This is a genomic window from Streptomyces sp. NPDC091271 (assembly GCF_044757505.1).
Classification (GTDB): Bacteria; Actinomycetota; Actinomycetes; order Streptomycetales; family Streptomycetaceae; genus Streptomyces.
Genome location: NZ_JBIVVD010000011.1, coordinates 34,135 through 49,726, shown reverse-complemented (window position 1 = coordinate 49,726; position 15,592 = coordinate 34,135). Strand labels below are relative to the sequence as shown.

Here is a 15,592-nt window from a genome sequence, read left to right as displayed (position 1 = left end):
ATCTGATGAAAGGACCGATTCGCTGTGGCGGATGCTCATGAGGACGAAGTTCTGGCCCGGATCGCCAAGGGGCTCGTCTACACCGAGTCGGAAGCGGCCTTCCTGGCCCCTCGGCGCCGCGCGGAGCAGATCTTCGAGTACAACCTGACACCCCCGAACCGGGCGGAGAGGCGCCGGTCGCTGCTCGTCGAGATCTTCGGTTCGGTCGGTGAACGCACGGTGCTGCTGCCGCCGTTCAACGCCGCGTTCGGCAGCAACGTCCATATCGGCGACGACTTCTTCGGGAACGTCAACCTGACGTGCGTCGATGACGTGGACATCCACATAGGCGACGACGTCATGATCGCTCCGGGCGTGACCCTGACGACGACGGGACACCCGGTGCATCCCTCGCGCCGTGCCGACTTCGGGCGGTTCTCCGAACCGATCGTGATCGAGGACAAGGTGTGGATCGGCAGCAACGTGGTGGTCCTGCCCGGCGTCCGCATCGGATACGGGTCCGTCATCGGTGCCGGCAGTGTCGTCAGCCGCAGCATTCCCGCGATGACCGTCGCGCTCGGCACGCCTTGCCGGGTGGTCCGCCCCATCACGGACGAGGACCTCACCACGCGCGCCGCCGGGCAGTAGGGGTGTCATCCGCCCGGCGGACACGGGAGGGACCCTAGCCGGGCTGCTGCTGCCGGTACGGTGCGAGCGCGTCGGCGGTCTTCGTCGCGAGGAACTCCGTGATCCGGTAGGTGCACACCCCGTGCGCCGCGAAGGGATCGGAGGCCGCGATCCTCTCGATCTCCGCACGGTCCTCACCCACCGCCAGGATCACACCGCCGTCGCGGGGGTTCTTGCGCCCCGACGCGATGAACACCCCGGCCGCGTACCGCGCGTCCAGCCAGGCCACGTGCTCCGTCATGAGGGCGTCGACGCGCTCGACCGGTGCGGTGTAGGTCAACTCGAGTACGAACATGATCGCCAGGCTACCGGTGCCTAGACTGACCGGTCATGACGACGTTCCGGATGCCCGCCGACGAGGCCGAAGCCCGCGCCGCGCAGGACGCGCTGCGTGCGCAGGTGGTGCTGGACGAGCCGGGGCCGCCGCCCGGTGCCGGCCGGGTCACCGGCGTCGACGTCGCGTACGACGACGAGCGCGACCTCGTCGTCGCGGCCGCCGTCGTCCTGGACGCCGCGACCCTGGAGGTCGTCGCCCGCTCCACCGCCAACGGCACCGTGACGTTTCCGTACGTCCCCGGCCTCCTCGCCTTCCGGGAGATACCGGCCGTCCTGGCGGCGCTGGAGGGCCTGCCGGTCGACCCGGGGCTCGTCGTCTGCGACGGCTACGGGCGGGCCCACCCGCGCAGGTTCGGGCTCGCCAGCCATCTCGGAGTCCTCACCGGCCTGCCGGTCATCGGCGTGGCGAAGAACCCCTTCACCTTCCGCTACGAACAACCCGGCCCCCGGCGCGGTGACTTCACCCCGCTCATGGACGGGGACGAGGAGGTGGGCCGGGCCCTGCGCACGCAGGACGACACGAAACCCGTCTTCGTCTCCGTCGGCCACCGCACCGGCCTGGACAACGCCTGCGCCCATACGCTCGCGCTGGCACGCGACTTCCGTCAGCCGGAGACCACACGCAGGGCGGACGCCCTCTGCCGGGCCGCCCTGAGGGAAGCGATCGGCTGAGAGGCCCTCGCTCAGGGATCTGTTGCCGACTGAGTACAAATACGGATGTTGTTTGTCGAACATCAGGGGCAGGCTGGTACACATGATCGACCACCACGCACCTCAGATGAGCACCGGAACCGTACGTCTCTCCCAGCGCGGCGTCGCCGTGGGTATGACCCTGGGCGTCCTCGCGGGCGCCGGCTGGACCGTGTCCATGGTCGTCACACTGGCGTCCTGGATGCTCTGACCCACGTGCGGGCGCGCCCTCCGGGTCAGCGCACCGCCGCGACCCGGAAGCGCAGCCCGGCAGCCGTCAGCCGCTCCAGCAGTGCGTCGCCCATCGCCACGGCCGTCGTGACCTGACCCGACGTCGCCGGCAGATCGTCGAGGGCGAGCGCCAGAGCCGCTTCGGCCAGCATCTTCGCCGTCTCGTCGTAGCCCGGGTCGCCGCCCGACACCTCCGTGCAGACCCGTCGGCCGTCGCCCTCCCCGATGAAGCGGACCGTGAACCAGCTGCGCTTCCTGCGCTGTTCGTCGGGGCCGGTGCCCGGCTCGACCCGGGCGGACAGCCAGTTGCGCGCGGCGGGGATCTGGGCGGCCCCCGCCAGCAGGACCGTCGCCGCCGTGCCGCCGAGCGCCACCGGCAGGTGCTTCACCGAGGCGAAGTGCCGGTAGCGGAAGTCGGGGCCGTAGCGCTCCAGCCCTCGCGCGGACCGCTCCACCACCCGGGGGTCCAGGGTCGGCAGCGGCAGTGCCCAGGTGCCGGTCTCCGGGCTGAAGTGCGGTGCTCCCTGCGGGGCGCGGGCCCTGCGGCCGACCAGGCGCGGCTCGTGCAGGCGCCGTTCCCGCGCCGCCCGTGCCATCTGCGCGCCACGGCCCATCGCGGTGAGCGCCGAGGCGAACGTGCCGCCGGAGAAGACCGCGTTGGTGCGGACGTAGCCGTCGACGGTGAGCGGCACTCCCTCGGGAAGCTGCTGGACCGTGAAGTAGGCGCCGAGGTCGTGCGGTACGGAGTCGAAGCCGCAGGCGTGCACCAGGCGCGCCCCCGTCTCGCGGGCCCGGGCGTCGTGCTCCAGGTACATGCGGTCGACGAACTCCGCCTCTCCGGTGAGGTCGGTGTAGTCGGTCCCGGCCTCCGCGCAGGCGGCAACCAGCTTCTCGCCGTACCAGACGTACGGTCCGACCGTGGACGCCACGACGTGCGTGGACCCGGCGAGTTCGCGCAGGGCGTCGGCGTCGTCCGCGTCGGCCGTCAGCAGCGGCAGGTCCGCGCAGTGCGGGTGCCGTGCGGCGAGGCGCTCGCGCAGCTGTTCCAGCTTGGCGCGGCTGCGGCCCGCCAGGGCCCAGCGGCAGCCGTCCGGCGCGTGCGCCGCGAGATATTCGGCCGTGAGCGCCCCGACGAAGCCGGTGGCTCCGAAAAGGACGACGTCATAAGGGCGTTCTGCCCCGCTCTGCCTGTTCATGAGTGCCTCCGCCTGCGCCGGCGCCGATGTAGCAGGCAGAGGGTAGCGGAGGCATTCGTTGTGCCGTGCCGCCGGGGGAGGGCCTCGGTGCGAGAGGATCCCGGAGAAGGAACTAAGCGCTTGCTCGGCCAAAAGGGTTGTGCGGAGCGCGGTCCGTTCTTAGCATCATCGATGTTACATCAGTTGTGTCACACCGCTGGGGGCTTGATGGCAACGACAGGACGCGGGCCGCAGGGCCCACTCACCGGGGTGCGCGTCGTCGAACTGGCGGGCATCGGCCCGGGGCCGTTCGCCGCGATGCTCCTCGCCGACCTCGGCGCCGACGTGGTGCGTGTCGACCGGCCGGGAGGTTCGGTCATCGGCATCGAACCCGCCTTCGACCTCACCAACCGCAACAAGCGATCGGTCCTCGTCGATCTGAAGGCCGAGGGCGGAGCCGGGCAGGTCCTCGACCTCGTCGAGCGCGCCGACGTCCTGATCGAGGGCTACCGGCCGGGCGTCGCCGAACGCCTCGGGGTGGGCCCGGACGCCTGCCTGGAACGCAATCCGCGGCTCGTCTACGGGCGGATGACCGGCTGGGGCCAGGACGGGCCGCTGGCCGAGCGGGCAGGACACGACATCGGCTACATCGCCCTCACAGGGACCCTGTCCATGATCGGCAGATCCGGCGAGCCCCCCACCGTCCCCGCCAATCTGGTCGGCGACTACGCGGGCGGCTCGCTCTACCTCGTCGTCGGCGTGCTCGCCGCCCTCCAGCACGCCCGTACCCCCGGCGGGACCGGGCAGGTCGTCGACGCGGCCATCGTCGACGGGGCGGCCCATCTCGCCACGATGATCCACGGCATGCTGGCGGCCGGCAGCTGGCAGGACCGGCGCGGCACCAACCTGCTCGACGGCGGCTGCCCCTTCTACGGCTCCTACGAGACCTCCGACGGCGGGTACATGGCGGTCGGGGCCCTGGAGCCACGCTTCTACGAGGAGTTCGCCGGGCTCCTCGGACTCGGGGACGAGGCCCCCGACCGCAACGACCTCGGACGCTGGGAGGAGCTGCGCGCCCTGGTCGCCGACCGGTTCAGCACCCGTACACGCGCCGAGTGGACCGAGATCTTCGAGGGGACGGACGCCTGTGTGGCTCCCGTCCTCTCGCTCCGTGAGGCGCCCCGCCACCCCCACCTCGCCGCCCGCTCCACCTACGTGGAGCACAGCGGACTCACCCAGCCCGCGCCCGCGCCCCGCTTCTCCGCGACGCCCGTCTCCGTACGCAGCGCGCCCGCGTTGCCCGGAGCCGACACCGAGGCCGTCGCCGCGGACTGGGGCCTGCCGGGCCTGCTGACCACCGGGAAGGAAACGACCGGCTGATGGAACTCTCCCTGCCGCTGAACTACGCGGGCGATCCGCGCGCCGCCTGCGACGAGGTCGCGGAACTCGAGTCCGCCGGACTCGACGCCGTATGGGTCGCCGAGGCGTACGGCTTCGACTCGCCCACCCTCATGGGATACCTCGCCGCCCGCACCGAACGCCTGAAGATCGGCGCGGCGATCCTCAACGTCTACTCCCGCACCCCCGCCCTCATCGCCCAGACCGGCGCCGGGCTCGACGCCGTGTCCGGCGGCCGCGCCCTGCTCGGCCTCGGCGCCTCGGGCCCGCAGGTCGTGGAGGGCTGGCACGGCAAGCCGTACGACAGACCGCTCGGCCGGACCCGCGAGACCGTCGAGCTCTGCCGCCGGATCTGGCGCCGCGAGGTCATCGACCACCACGGCATCACCGACATGCCCCTGCCGAAGGAGAAGGGCGGCAAGCTCGGCAAGCCGCTGAAGATCCTGACCCGGCCGGTGCGCGACACCATCCCCCTCTACGTCGCCTCCCTCGGCCCGGCCAATGTCCGGCTGACCGCCGAGATCGCCGACGGCTGGCTGCCCACCCTCTACATCCCGGAGAAGGCCCAGCAGGTCTGGGGCACGGCCCTGGCCGAGGGCGCGGCGAAGCGCGACCCGTCGCTCGGCCCGATGCAGACCGTCGCGGGCGGCCTGCTGGCCATCGGCGACGACGCCGCCGCCGTCCGCGATCTCGCCCGTCCGCAGATCGCGCTCTACGTCGGCGGCATGGGCGCGCCCGGCAAGAACTTCTACAACGACCTCGCCGTCGCCTACGGCTACGAGAAGGAGGCCGCCACCATCCAGGAGCTCTACCTCTCCGGGAAGAAGAGGGAGGCCGAGGCGGCCGTCCCGGACGAGTTCTGCGAGCTCATGACGCTCTGCGGCCCCGAGGGGTACGTACGCGACCGCATCGAGGCCTTCCGCGAGGCCGGCGTCACCATGCTCAACGTCACCCCCGTCGGTCCCGAGCCGGCGCGGCTGATCTCCACCGTCAAGAACTGGCTCCAGGGGGCTTGAAGTGCAGCGGCAGATCTTCACCGAAGAGCACGACGCGTTCCGCGAGACCGTCCGCACCTTCCTCGCCAAGGAGGTCCTCCCGCACTACGAGCAGTGGGAGAAGGACGGCATCGTCTCCCGCGAGGCCTGGCTCGCGGCCGGCCGCCAGGGACTGCTGGGGCTCGCCGTCCCCGAGGAGTACGGCGGCGGTGGCACCACCGACTTCCGCTACAGCGCCGTCCTCGCGGAGGAGTTCACCCGGGCCGGGGTCTCCGGGCTGGCGCTCGGCCTGCACAACGACATCATCGGCCCCTACCTCACCGGCCTCGCCACCGAGGAGCAGAAGCGGCGCTGGCTGCCCGGCTTCTGCAGCGGCGGGACCGTCACCGCCATCGCCATGACGGAACCCGGCGCGGGCTCCGACCTCCAGGGCATCCGCACGAGCGCCGAGGACAAGGGCGACCACTGGCTCCTCAACGGCTCGAAGACCTTCATCTCCAACGGCATCCTCGCCGACCTGGTGATCGTCGTCGCGAAGACCTCACCGGAGGGCGGCGCGAAGGGCCTGTCCCTGCTCGTCGTCGAGCGCGGCGCCGAAGGCTTCGAGCGGGGCCGCAACCTCGACAAGATCGGCCAGAAGTCCCAGGACACCGCCGAGCTGTTCTTCAACGACGTACGCGTCCCCAAGGAGAACCTCCTCGGCGAGCTCGACGGCGCGTTCATCCATCTCATGACCAATCTGGCCCAGGAGCGCATGGGCATAGCGGTCGCCGGGATCGCCGCCGCCGAACACCTCCTGGAGATCACCACCGAGTACGTCAAGGAGCGCGAGGCCTTCGGGCGTCCGCTCTCCAAGCTCCAGCACATCCGCTTCGAGATCGCCGAGATGGCCACCGAGTGCGCCGTCACCCGGGCCTTCCTCGACCGGTGCATCGTCGACCACTCCGAGGGAACGCTCGACGCCGTCCACGCCTCGATGGCCAAGTGGTGGGCCACCGAGCTCCAGAAGCGCGTCGCCGACCGCTGCCTCCAACTCCACGGCGGCTACGGCTACATGACGGAGTACCGGGTCGCCAAGGCCTTCACCGACGGCCGCATCCAGACCATCTACGGCGGCACGACCGAGATCATGAAGGAGATCATCGGCCGCTCGCTGCTCTCCTGACCTCCCCGCCCCGCACCGACCCCGAAAGGCAGCTGCCTTGAGTACCGAAGCATTCGTCTACGACGCGATCCGCACCCCGCGCGGGCGCGGCAAGGCCAACGGCGCCCTGCACGGCACCAAGCCGATCGACCTCGTCGTCGGCCTCATCCATGAGATCCGTGACCGCTTCCCCGGCTTGGACCCGGCGGCCATCGACGACATCGTCCTCGGCGTCGTCAGCCCGCTCGGGGACCAGGGATCCGACATCGCCCGTATCGCCGCGATCGCCGCGGGACTCCCGGACTCCGTCGCGGGCGTACAGGAGAACCGCTTCTGTGCCTCCGGCCTGGAGGCCGTCAACCTGGCCGCGGCCAAGGTGCGTTCGGGCTGGGAGGACCTCGTCCTGGCCGGTGGGGTCGAATCGATGTCCCGGGTGCCCATGGGCTCCGACGGCGGTGCCTGGGCCATGGACCCGATGACCAGCTTCGAGACCGGCTTCGCCCCGCAGGGCATCGGCGCCGACCTCATCGCCACCATCGAGGGCTTCTCGCGGCGCGACGTCGACGAGTACGCCGCCCTGTCCCAGGAGCGCGCCGCGATCGCCTGGAAGGAGGAGCGCTTCGCCCGCTCCGTCGTCCCGGTCAGGGACCGCAACGGCCTGCTCGTCCTCGACCACGACGAGCACATGCGCCCCGGCACCACCGCCGACTCCCTCGCCTCGCTCAAGCCGTCCTTCGCGACGATCGGTGAGATGGGCGGCTTCGACGCGGTGGCCCTCCAGAAGTACCACTGGGTCGAGAAGATCGACCACGTCCACCACGCGGGCAACTCCTCCGGGATCGTGGACGGCGCCGCCCTCGTCACGATCGGCTCGAAGGAGACCGGCGAGCGCTACGGCCTCACCCCGCGCGCGCGGATCGTCTCCGCCGCCGTGTCCGGCTCCGAGCCGACCATCATGCTCACCGGGCCCGCCCCCGCCACCCGCAAGGCACTGGCCAAGGCCGGGCTCACCATCGACGACATCGACCTCGTCGAGATCAACGAGGCCTTCGCCGGCGTCGTCCTGCGCTTCGCCAGGGACATGGGCCTGAGCCTCGACAAGGTCAACGTCAACGGCGGCGCCATCGCGCTCGGCCACCCGCTCGGCGCGACCGGCGCGATGATCCTCGGCACGCTCATCGACGAACTGGAGCGGCAGGACAAGCGCTACGGCCTCGCCACCCTCTGCGTCGGCGGCGGCATGGGCATCGCCACCGTCGTCGAGCGTCTCTGACCGTCCCCGGCCACCCCTGCTTACGGAGAAACAGCAATGACCGAGAGCACGACCATCCGCTGGGAACAGGACGAGACCGGCGTCGTCACCCTCGTACTCGACGACCCCAACCAGTCGGCCAACACCATGAACCAGGGCTTCAAGGAGTCCATCGCGGCCGTCGCCGAGCGCGCGGAGGCCGAGAAGGACTCCATCCGGGGCATCATCTACACCTCCGCCAAGAAGACCTTCTTCGCGGGCGGCGACCTCAAGGACATGATCAGGATCGGTCCCGAGAACGCCCAGGCGGCATTCGACGCCGGAACCGCCATCAAGAACTCCCTGCGCCGCATCGAGACCCTCGGCAAGCCGGTCGTCGCCGCCGTCAACGGCGCCGCGCTCGGCGGCGGTTACGAGATCGCGCTCGCCGCCCACCACCGCATCGCGCTGGACGCCCCCGGCTCCCGTATCGGCCTGCCCGAGGTCACCCTCGGCCTGCTGCCCGCCGGCGGCGGTGTGACCCGCACCGTACGGCTGATGGGCATCACCGACGCGCTGCTGAAGGTCCTCCTCCAGGGCACCCAGTACACCCCGCAGCGGGCGCTGGAGAACGGCCTCGTGCACGAGGTCGCCGCCACCCGTGAGGAGATGCTCGACAAGGCCCGCGCCTTCATCGACGCCCATCCGGAGTCGCAGCAGCCCTGGGACGTCAAGGGCTACCGGATCCCCGGCGGCACCCCGTCCCACCCCAAGTTCGCGGCCAACCTGCCCGCCTTCCCGGCCAACCTGAAGAAGCAGCTCGCGGGCGCGCCCATGCCCGCGCCCCGCAACATCATGGCCGCGGCGGTCGAGGGGTCGCAGGTCGACTTCGAGACCGCGCAGACCATCGAGGCCCGCTACTTCACCGAGCTGGTCACCGGCCAGGTCGCCAAGAACATGATCCAGGCGTTCTTCTTCGACCTCCAGGCCGTCAACTCCGGCGCCAGCCGCCCGGCAGGCGTCGAGGAGCGCCAGGTCCGCAAGGTGGCCGTACTCGGCGCCGGGATGATGGGCGCGGGCATCGCCTACTCCTGCGCCCGCGCCGGCATCGAGGTCGTCCTCAAGGACGTCTCCGCCGAAGCGGCGGCCAAGGGCAAGGGGTACAGCGAGAAGCTCCTCGCCAAGGCGCTCTCCCGGGGCCGCACCACGGAGGCGAAGCGCGACGAACTGCTGGCCCGCATCACCCCGACCGGGGACCCGGCCGACCTCGCGGGCTGCGACGCCGTGATCGAGGCGGTCTTCGAGGACACCGCGCTCAAGCACAAGGTGTTCCAGGAGATCCAGGACATCGTCGACCCCGACGCGCTGCTCTGCTCCAACACCTCGACGCTGCCCATCACCGCGCTCGCCGAAGGGGTCACCCGCCCGGCGGACTTCATCGGGCTGCACTTCTTCTCGCCCGTCGACAAGATGCCGCTCGTCGAGATCATCAAGGGCGAGAAGACCGGCGAAGAGGCCCTGGCACGCGCCTTCGACCTGGTGCGCCGGATCAAGAAGACCCCGATCGTCGTCAACGACTCGCGCGGCTTCTTCACCTCACGCGTCATCGGCCACTTCATCAACGAGGGCGTCGCCATGGTCGGCGAGGGTGCCGAGCCCGCGTCGGTCGAGCAGGCGGCGGCGCAGGCCGGCTACCCGGCCAAGGTGCTCTCCCTCATGGACGAGCTGACGCTCACGCTGCCCCGCAAGATCCGCAACGAGACCCGGCGCGCCGTCGAGGAGGCGGGCGGCACGTGGGCCACGCACCCCGCGGACGAGGTCGTCGACCGGATGGTCGACGAGTTCGGACGGCCGGGACGCAGCGGGGGAGCCGGGTTCTACGAGTACGGCGAGGACGGCAGGCGGGGCGCGCTCTGGGCGGGTCTGCGTGAGCACTTCACGAAGCCCGGCACCGACATCCCCTTCGAGGACATGAAGGAGCGGATGCTCTTCTCCGAGGCGCTGGACAGCGTCCGCTGCCTGGAGGAGAACGTCCTGACGACCGTCGCCGACGCCAACATCGGCTCCATCATGGGCATCGGCTTCCCCGCGTGGACCGGTGGCGTGCTCCAGTACATCAACGGTTACGAGGGTGGCCTGCCCGGCTTCGTGGCGCGTGCGCGGCAGCTCGCCGAGCGCTACGGAGACCGCTTCCTGCCGTCCGCGTACCTGGTGGAGAAGGCGGAGAAGGGCGGGACCTTCCACGACTGACGGCTGCCCCACGGGCCGCGTTCACTTCTCCTCGCTCGCGGTGAACGCGGCCCGCAGCTCCTCCTTCAGCGACCGCTGGAACGCTGTCAGCAGGGCCTGGAGCACCATCGGCTGCATATTGGCCGAGAGCGACTTCATCGCCTTCACATGCTCGGGGTCCGACTCCCGCTCCCGGTAGGGGTTCCACACCTCGTCGCGGAACAGGCGCGTCAGTTCATGGGCGGCCGACCGGGTGTGCTCCAGGAGGACCGTCCGTGCCGCCAGGATCGTCTCGTGGGCGATCGGTACGTCCAGGAGCTCCACCCCGAGCCGCAGCAGACCCGGGTCCACCTGGAAGGGCGCCTCGGGCTTCGCGGGGCGCTCCAGTACGCCCATGGCCCCCAGCCGGTCCACGTCCTGCTCGCTGAGCGGCCGGCCCGCCCGGCGCTCCAGCTCAGCGCGCTCCATGTCCTCGGCCGCGTCCGGGGCCCACGACGCCACCAGGGCGCGGTGGATGGCCAGGTCCTGCGCGCTCAGGTCGGGCGGCAGCTGCTGGAGATAGCGCTCGATGGCGGCCAGCGTCATGCCCTGGTGCTGGAGCTCCTCGATGAGGGCCAGCCGGGAGAGGTGGTCGTGCCCGTAGTGCCCGACGCGCCGGGGCCCGATCACCGGAGGGGGCAGCAGACCTCTGGTGCTGTAGAAGCGCACGGTGCGCACGGTGACTCCCGCGCGCGCCGCCAGTTCGTCGACGGTCAGCGTCGGCTCGTCGGTCCCGGTTGCCATGGCTGCTCCTTGTCGCGGGCAGGCCCGTCCTGCCGGGCCTGGGTCGATCAGGTGCAACAGTATTGCTGTATCACCACTGTTGTGAAAGTGCCCCGGAATCGACAGCCCGGCCCCGGAGGGCGCCGGGGTCGTGATCCCCGCGCCCGCGCCCGGCCCGGCGGACTCCTCCCTCCTGACGCCGCTCGGTCTCGAGGGTGCCGAGGACGTGGTCTACCGGCTGCTCGTGGATCGTCCCACCCTCGCGGACCCGTGCCAGGGCGCCCGCCTGAACTCCGGTGGGCGTCCTGGTCTGTTGGCGCCCACGGAGGCCGCGCCGGCGGCGTTGTACCAATCGGGTGCAACAGTATTGCTGTCTCACCAGTGGTGTGAAAGTCTCCGGCACCATCGAAGCGCGTCATTCCCTCCGGTACGGGCCCGTGCGGCCCGGCCGACGGCAACAGGAGACGGCCGTGACCACGATCCTGCGAGTTCCCACCGAGACCGACCGGCTCACCCTGCCGGCCCTGTTGGCGCGTAACGCCGAGGACCACGGGGACCTGCCCGCCCTCTCCTGGCGGAGCCCGGACGGCGGCGACGGATGGACCACCCTGACCTGGCGGGAGGTGCGCCGCGAGACCGCGGTGCTCGCCGCCGGATACGCCGCCCAGGGCGTCCGGCGCGGCGAGCAGGTCCTGATGATGATGGGCAACCGCCCCGAACACTGGCTCAGCGACCTGGCCCTCACACACCTCGGCGCGGTACCGGTCACCGTGTACGGCACCGCCGCCCCCGAGCAGATCGCTCACATCGCCCGGCACAGCGGTGCCCGGCTGGCGGTCGTCGAGGGAGCGCGGGAACGCGCACGCTGGGAGCCCCTCCTCGCAGACCGCACCGTCCCCATGGAGGTGCTTCTCGTCGTGGAGCCGGAGGGCGCCGGTGACCGGACGTACGCCTCCCTGTACGCGACCGGGCAACAGGCCTACGACGAGAAGCAATTCGAGGCGGCCTGGCAGGCCTCGGGCGCCGACGACCCCCTCACGGTCGTGTACACCTCGGGCACCACCGGCGACCCGAAGGCCGTGCCCATCACCCACCGCAGCGTGGTCGTCAACGCGCTGGCCCTCGACCGGGTGGTGGAACTGCCGGACCATGTCGCGCACATCTGCTACCTCCCCTTCGCCCACATCGCCGAGCGGATGCTGGGCATCTACCTGCCGGTCTTCCGGGCCTCGCACGTCCATCTCTGCGCCGACACCGCGGCCGTCGCGGCCACCGCTCGTGCCCTGCACCCCGCCCAGTTCTTCGGCGTGCCCCGGGTGTGGGAGAAGCTCGCCGCGTCCGTCAAGGCCGCGCTCGCCACCCTGTCCGAGGAGCAGCGGGCCGCGATCGGGGCGGCCGGGGACACCGCCCGCGAGCACGTGGCCTTCCGCGAGCGGGGCGAACAGCCGCCCGCGGAGCTGGAGACCGCCTACCGCCGCGCCAAGGAGACGGTCCTCGACCCGGTGCTCTCCCTCGCCGGCTTCGAGCGGCTGGTGTGGACGGCCAGCGCCTCCGCGCCCATGCCACTGGACGTGGTGCGCTTCTGGGCAGGCTTCGGCATCGTCGTCATGGACGCCTGGGGACTCACCGAGACGGTCGGTGTGTTCACCACCAACAGCCCCTCCGGGTTCCGCCTCGGCTCGGTCGGCAGGCCGCTGGACGGGCTGGAGCTGAGGATCGCCGAGGACGGCGAGATCCTGGTCCGGGGCGAGACGGTGTTCGCCGGATACCTGCGCGGCGACGGGACCGTGGAGCGGGCGCTCGACGCGGACGGGTGGTTCCCGACCGGGGACATCGGCCGGATCGACGACGACGGCTACCTGTGGCTCACCGACCGCAAGAAGGAAATGATCATCACCTCGACCGGGAAGAACGTCTCCCCGGCCCTGGTGGAGAACGCGCTCAAGGAACACCCGCTGATCGGCCAGGCGTTCGTCCACGGCGACGGACACTCCTACCTGGTGGCGCTCCTCGTCCTGGACGCGGAGATGGCCCCCGCCTGGGCTGCGGCCCGGGGCGTCGAGGCCGGCGAGGACATGACGGCGCTCGCCGCCCACCCCGCCGTACGCGAGGAGGTGGACCGCGCCGTCCAGGCCGCCAACGCCCGGCTGAACCGCACCGAGCAGGTCAAACGCCACCGGCTGCTGGCCAGGGAATGGGGCCCCGACACCGGTGAGCTGACCCCCTCGCTGAAGCTGCGCCGCCGCGTCGTCCGCGAGCAGTACGGAGAGGTGCTGGACGCCCTCTACGAGGAGGGCGGCACCTGATCCCGGCCCGGTTGTCAGTGGGGGGACGTACGGTGAGGACATGTCGGGGATCACCTACGTACAGGGCGACGCCACCAACCCTCAGGGCAAGGGCGTCAAGCTGATCGTGCACTGCTGCAACGACCTGGGCGGCTGGGGGAAGGGCTTCGTCCTGGCCCTCTCCCGCCGCTGGCCCGAGCCGGAGGCCGCCTACCGCCGCTGGCACCGCGAGCGCGCGGGCAACGACTTCGGCCTGGGCGCCGTGCAGTTCGTCCAGGCCGACTCGTACACCTGGGTGGCGAATCTGGTCGGGCAGCGGGGGATACGCACCGGCAGCAAGGGCGTGCCGGTGCGTTACGAGGCGATCGACGCCGGCCTGGACAAGGTGGCCGCCAAGGCGGCCGAGCTGGGCGCTTCGGTCCACATGCCGAGGATCGGCTGCGGGCTGGCGGGCGGCACCTGGTCCCGGGTCGAGCCGCTCCTCACCGACCGGCTGGTGAGCCGCGGTATCGAGGTGACGGTGTACGACTTCGGCTGAGTGCCGCCCCGCGTGGTGCCCTACAGGCCGTAGCTCCTGCCGATGATGTCGCGCTGGATCTCGCTCGTTCCGCCGTAGACGGTCGACACGACCGCGGCCCGCAGATGCCGCTCCATGTCGTACTCCGTCGCGTAGCCGTAGCCACCCATCATCTGCATGCCCTCCAGAGCCGCGTGCCGCGCCGTCTCGGTGGCCTTGAGCTTCGCCATCGAGGCCTCGCGGGGGAAGAGCCGCTCCGGCTCGGCGTCGCAGGCCGCCGCCACGTCGAATACCAGCAGCCGGGCACACTCGATCTCCGTCGCCAGATCGGCCAGCCGGTGCCGCAGCGCCTGGAAGGAGCCGACCGGGCGGCCGAACTGCTCGCGCCCCCGCACGTACGCGACGGTGTCCTCCAGGATCCGCTCCGCCAGGCCCAGCATGTTCGCCGCCAGGAAGAGCCGCTCCGCGTTGAGACCGGCCATCAGCTGGGTCCAGGCGCGGTCGGCCGTGCCGACCACCGCGTCGGCCGGCAGCGAGACATCCGTGAGGAAGACGTCGTTGACCTCGCGGCCGCCCATCGTCTCGATGGGCCGGATCTCGATCCCGGGCGTCCCGGCCGGAACGTGGAACATGGTCAGCCCCTCGTGCTTCGCGCCGCTCGCGTCGGTCCGGGCGACCAGCAGGATGTGCTCGGCCAGGTGCGCGTTGGAGATCCAGGTCTTGTGACCGTTGACCAGCCAGCGCCCCTCCGGCGTCCGTTCGGCCTTGCACCGCAGCGCCGCCACGTCGGAACCGGCCTCGGGCTCGGACATCGCGATGGACAGCACCTGGCCGTCCACCGCACCGCCGATCGCCGCCTTGCACTGGGCCTCGCTGCCGAAACGCTCGTACGCCTTCGCCGTGATCACCGAGGTGATGAACCCGCCCGCCGGTACGAGGCCGCGTGCCGTCTCCCGGAGGAAGAGGCAGGCGTCCGTCATGCCGCCGCCCGAGCCCCCGTACGCCTCGGGCAGGCACACGCCGAGCCAGCCGAGCTCCGCCAGCCGGGCGTAGAGGGACGGCGCGTGCGGACCGCCCGCCTCCGCCGCCAGCGCGTCACGCTGCTCACGCGTGCCGCACTCGCGCCGGGCGAAGTCGCGCAGGGCCGCGACGAAAGCCCGCTGCTCGGCGGAGACCGAGCGGGGAAGGGCGTGGTCGGTGAACATGGAAGCCTCCATAGGGGAGTTACAAAGAATCGGACCAGGTAACTTTGTTGCGATGTCGATATGGTGGAGTGGTCACGACGGAGAGGGAGGGCTCATGGCGGCACCGGGTACCAACGAGACACTGCTGGCCGAGGCGCTCGGCGAGACCCCACCGTCCGACGCGCTGAGCGAGCAGATCCTGGACGCCGCACGCGAGCAGTTCATGACCTTCGGGCTGCGCCGCTCGACCGTCGACGACGTGGCCAAGCGGGCCAAGGTCTCGCGGGTCACCGTGTACCGCCGGATCGGCAACAAGGACAGCCTGGTCTCCGCCTGCCTGCTGCGGGAGTACCGCAGATTCGTCCTGGACGTCGACAAGGCGGTGGCCGCACTGCCCACCATGGAGGAGCGGCTGGTCGCCGGTTTCGCCGCCGTCCTCCAGCACATCCGTGAACATCCGCTGGTGGGCGGGTTGCTGCGACTGGAGCCGGAGATCATGCTCCCCTTCCTCACGCTGGAGAGCGGTCCCGCCTTCCTCGCGATGCGCGAATATCTGGCCGACCGGCTCCGCCACGCCCAGCGCGCGGAGGGGCGACCGGAGACGGACACGACACCGGTCGCCGAACTGATGGTGCGGATCACCGTCTCCTTCCTCCTCAATCCTGTGAGCTGCTTCGAGCTGGACGACGACGAGCAGGTGCGCACGTTCGCCAGGCGCTACCTGGTGCCGCTGCTCGGCGCCGGGTGAA

Annotated in this window: 15 protein-coding genes; 11 read left to right on the top strand and 4 right to left on the bottom strand. The window is 71.0% G+C overall.

Features of this window, described 5'->3' with window-relative positions:
• The first annotated feature begins 24 nt into the window (after positions 1-24).
• A complete protein-coding gene (locus tag ACIQM3_RS35585; protein ID WP_401631999.1) occupies positions 25-627 on the top strand; it encodes a sugar O-acetyltransferase in 603 nt (200 codons plus the stop codon).
• A gap of 34 nt (positions 628-661) precedes the next feature.
• Here ACIQM3_RS35585 and ACIQM3_RS35580 read toward each other — a convergent pair whose 3' ends face one another.
• Entirely contained in the window at positions 662-961 is a 300-nt protein-coding gene (locus ACIQM3_RS35580; protein ID WP_401631997.1) for a YciI family protein, read from the bottom strand.
• 35 nt (positions 962-996) lie between these two features.
• On the opposite strand from ACIQM3_RS35580, the gene ACIQM3_RS35575 reads away from it, so the two are divergent.
• Together ACIQM3_RS35575 and mmpA are read left to right on the top strand one after the other, a co-directional pair.
• The gene (locus ACIQM3_RS35575; protein ID WP_401631994.1) at positions 997-1,674 is read left to right on the top strand and encodes an endonuclease V; all 678 of its coding nucleotides are present in this window, start codon (positions 997-999) and stop codon (positions 1,672-1,674) included.
• An 82-nt stretch (positions 1,675-1,756) separates the two neighbouring features.
• Positions 1,757-1,903, top strand: coding sequence for a morphogenic membrane protein MmpA (gene mmpA / locus ACIQM3_RS35570; protein ID WP_014152821.1), 147 nt, complete (start codon positions 1,757-1,759; stop codon positions 1,901-1,903).
• 25 nt (positions 1,904-1,928) lie between these two features.
• Here the strand turns inward: mmpA and ACIQM3_RS35565 are convergent, their stop codons facing one another.
• Entirely contained in the window at positions 1,929-3,119 is a 1,191-nt protein-coding gene (locus tag ACIQM3_RS35565) for a saccharopine dehydrogenase family protein (RefSeq protein WP_401631991.1), read from the bottom strand.
• Between the two features lie 207 nt (positions 3,120-3,326).
• Here ACIQM3_RS35565 and ACIQM3_RS35560 point away from each other — a divergent pair, with 207 nt between their 5' ends.
• From ACIQM3_RS35560 to ACIQM3_RS35540, 5 genes are read left to right on the top strand one after another with little or no spacing between them, the layout of a single operon-like run.
• The gene (locus ACIQM3_RS35560) at positions 3,327-4,478 is read left to right on the top strand and encodes a CaiB/BaiF CoA transferase family protein (protein ID WP_401631989.1); all 1,152 of its coding nucleotides are present in this window, start codon (positions 3,327-3,329) and stop codon (positions 4,476-4,478) included.
• Entirely contained in the window at positions 4,478-5,512 is a 1,035-nt protein-coding gene (locus ACIQM3_RS35555) for an LLM class F420-dependent oxidoreductase (protein WP_401631986.1), read from the top strand. Before ACIQM3_RS35560 ends, ACIQM3_RS35555 begins: the two co-directional genes overlap by 1 nt.
• 1 nt (position 5,513) lies before the next feature.
• Complete coding sequence (locus ACIQM3_RS35550; protein WP_401631983.1) at positions 5,514-6,656, top strand: acyl-CoA dehydrogenase family protein; 1,143 nt, start codon at positions 5,514-5,516, stop codon at positions 6,654-6,656.
• 37 nt (positions 6,657-6,693) lie between these two features.
• Entirely contained in the window at positions 6,694-7,908 is a 1,215-nt protein-coding gene (locus tag ACIQM3_RS35545; protein ID WP_401631981.1) for an acetyl-CoA C-acetyltransferase, read from the top strand.
• 36 nt (positions 7,909-7,944) lie between these two features.
• Positions 7,945-10,116, top strand: a complete 2,172-nt coding sequence (locus ACIQM3_RS35540; protein ID WP_401631978.1) for a 3-hydroxyacyl-CoA dehydrogenase NAD-binding domain-containing protein — start codon at positions 7,945-7,947, stop codon at positions 10,114-10,116.
• A 21-nt stretch (positions 10,117-10,137) separates the two neighbouring features.
• Here the strand turns inward: ACIQM3_RS35540 and ACIQM3_RS35535 are convergent, their stop codons facing one another.
• Positions 10,138-10,878, bottom strand: coding sequence for a MerR family transcriptional regulator (locus ACIQM3_RS35535; RefSeq protein ID WP_401631976.1), 741 nt, complete (start codon positions 10,876-10,878; stop codon positions 10,138-10,140).
• 449 nt (positions 10,879-11,327) lie between these two features.
• Here ACIQM3_RS35535 and ACIQM3_RS35530 point away from each other — a divergent pair, with 449 nt between their 5' ends.
• The gene (locus tag ACIQM3_RS35530) at positions 11,328-13,163 is read left to right on the top strand and encodes an AMP-dependent synthetase/ligase (protein ID WP_401631974.1); all 1,836 of its coding nucleotides are present in this window, start codon (positions 11,328-11,330) and stop codon (positions 13,161-13,163) included.
• 40 nt (positions 13,164-13,203) lie between these two features.
• Positions 13,204-13,680, top strand: coding sequence for a macro domain-containing protein (locus tag ACIQM3_RS35525; protein WP_401631972.1), 477 nt, complete (start codon positions 13,204-13,206; stop codon positions 13,678-13,680).
• 20 nt (positions 13,681-13,700) lie between these two features.
• Here the strand turns inward: ACIQM3_RS35525 and ACIQM3_RS35520 are convergent, their stop codons facing one another.
• Positions 13,701-14,864, bottom strand: a complete 1,164-nt coding sequence (locus ACIQM3_RS35520) for an acyl-CoA dehydrogenase family protein (protein WP_401631971.1) — start codon at positions 14,862-14,864, stop codon at positions 13,701-13,703.
• 94 nt (positions 14,865-14,958) lie between these two features.
• Between ACIQM3_RS35520 and ACIQM3_RS35515 the strand changes: the two genes are divergently transcribed.
• Positions 14,959-15,591 (top strand): TetR/AcrR family transcriptional regulator, encoded by a 633-nt coding sequence (locus tag ACIQM3_RS35515; RefSeq protein WP_401631968.1) that lies wholly within the window; start codon positions 14,959-14,961, stop codon positions 15,589-15,591.
• Position 15,592 lies beyond the last annotated feature (1 nt).

What these genes read in the sequence shown, in the direction of transcription:
- ACIQM3_RS35580 (WP_401631997.1), bottom strand. Translation starts at nt 961, where the DNA reads ATGTTCGTACTCGAGTTGACCTACACCGCACCGGTCGAGCGCGTCGAC.
- ACIQM3_RS35520 (WP_401631971.1), bottom strand. Translation starts at nt 14,864, where the DNA reads ATGTTCACCGACCACGCCCTTCCCCGCTCGGTCTCCGCCGAGCAGCGG.
- ACIQM3_RS35515 (WP_401631968.1), top strand. Translation starts at nt 14,959, where the DNA reads ATGGCGGCACCGGGTACCAACGAGACACTGCTGGCCGAGGCGCTCGGC.
- ACIQM3_RS35575 (WP_401631994.1), top strand. Translation starts at nt 997, where the DNA reads ATGACGACGTTCCGGATGCCCGCCGACGAGGCCGAAGCCCGCGCCGCG.
- ACIQM3_RS35565 (WP_401631991.1), bottom strand. Translation starts at nt 3,119, where the DNA reads ATGAACAGGCAGAGCGGGGCAGAACGCCCTTATGACGTCGTCCTTTTC.
- ACIQM3_RS35555 (WP_401631986.1), top strand. Translation starts at nt 4,478, where the DNA reads ATGGAACTCTCCCTGCCGCTGAACTACGCGGGCGATCCGCGCGCCGCC.
- ACIQM3_RS35525 (WP_401631972.1), top strand. Translation starts at nt 13,204, where the DNA reads ATGTCGGGGATCACCTACGTACAGGGCGACGCCACCAACCCTCAGGGC.
- ACIQM3_RS35560 (WP_401631989.1), top strand. Translation starts at nt 3,327, where the DNA reads ATGGCAACGACAGGACGCGGGCCGCAGGGCCCACTCACCGGGGTGCGC.
- mmpA (WP_014152821.1), top strand. Translation starts at nt 1,757, where the DNA reads ATGATCGACCACCACGCACCTCAGATGAGCACCGGAACCGTACGTCTC.
- ACIQM3_RS35540 (WP_401631978.1), top strand. Translation starts at nt 7,945, where the DNA reads ATGACCGAGAGCACGACCATCCGCTGGGAACAGGACGAGACCGGCGTC.
- ACIQM3_RS35535 (WP_401631976.1), bottom strand. Translation starts at nt 10,878, where the DNA reads ATGGCAACCGGGACCGACGAGCCGACGCTGACCGTCGACGAACTGGCG.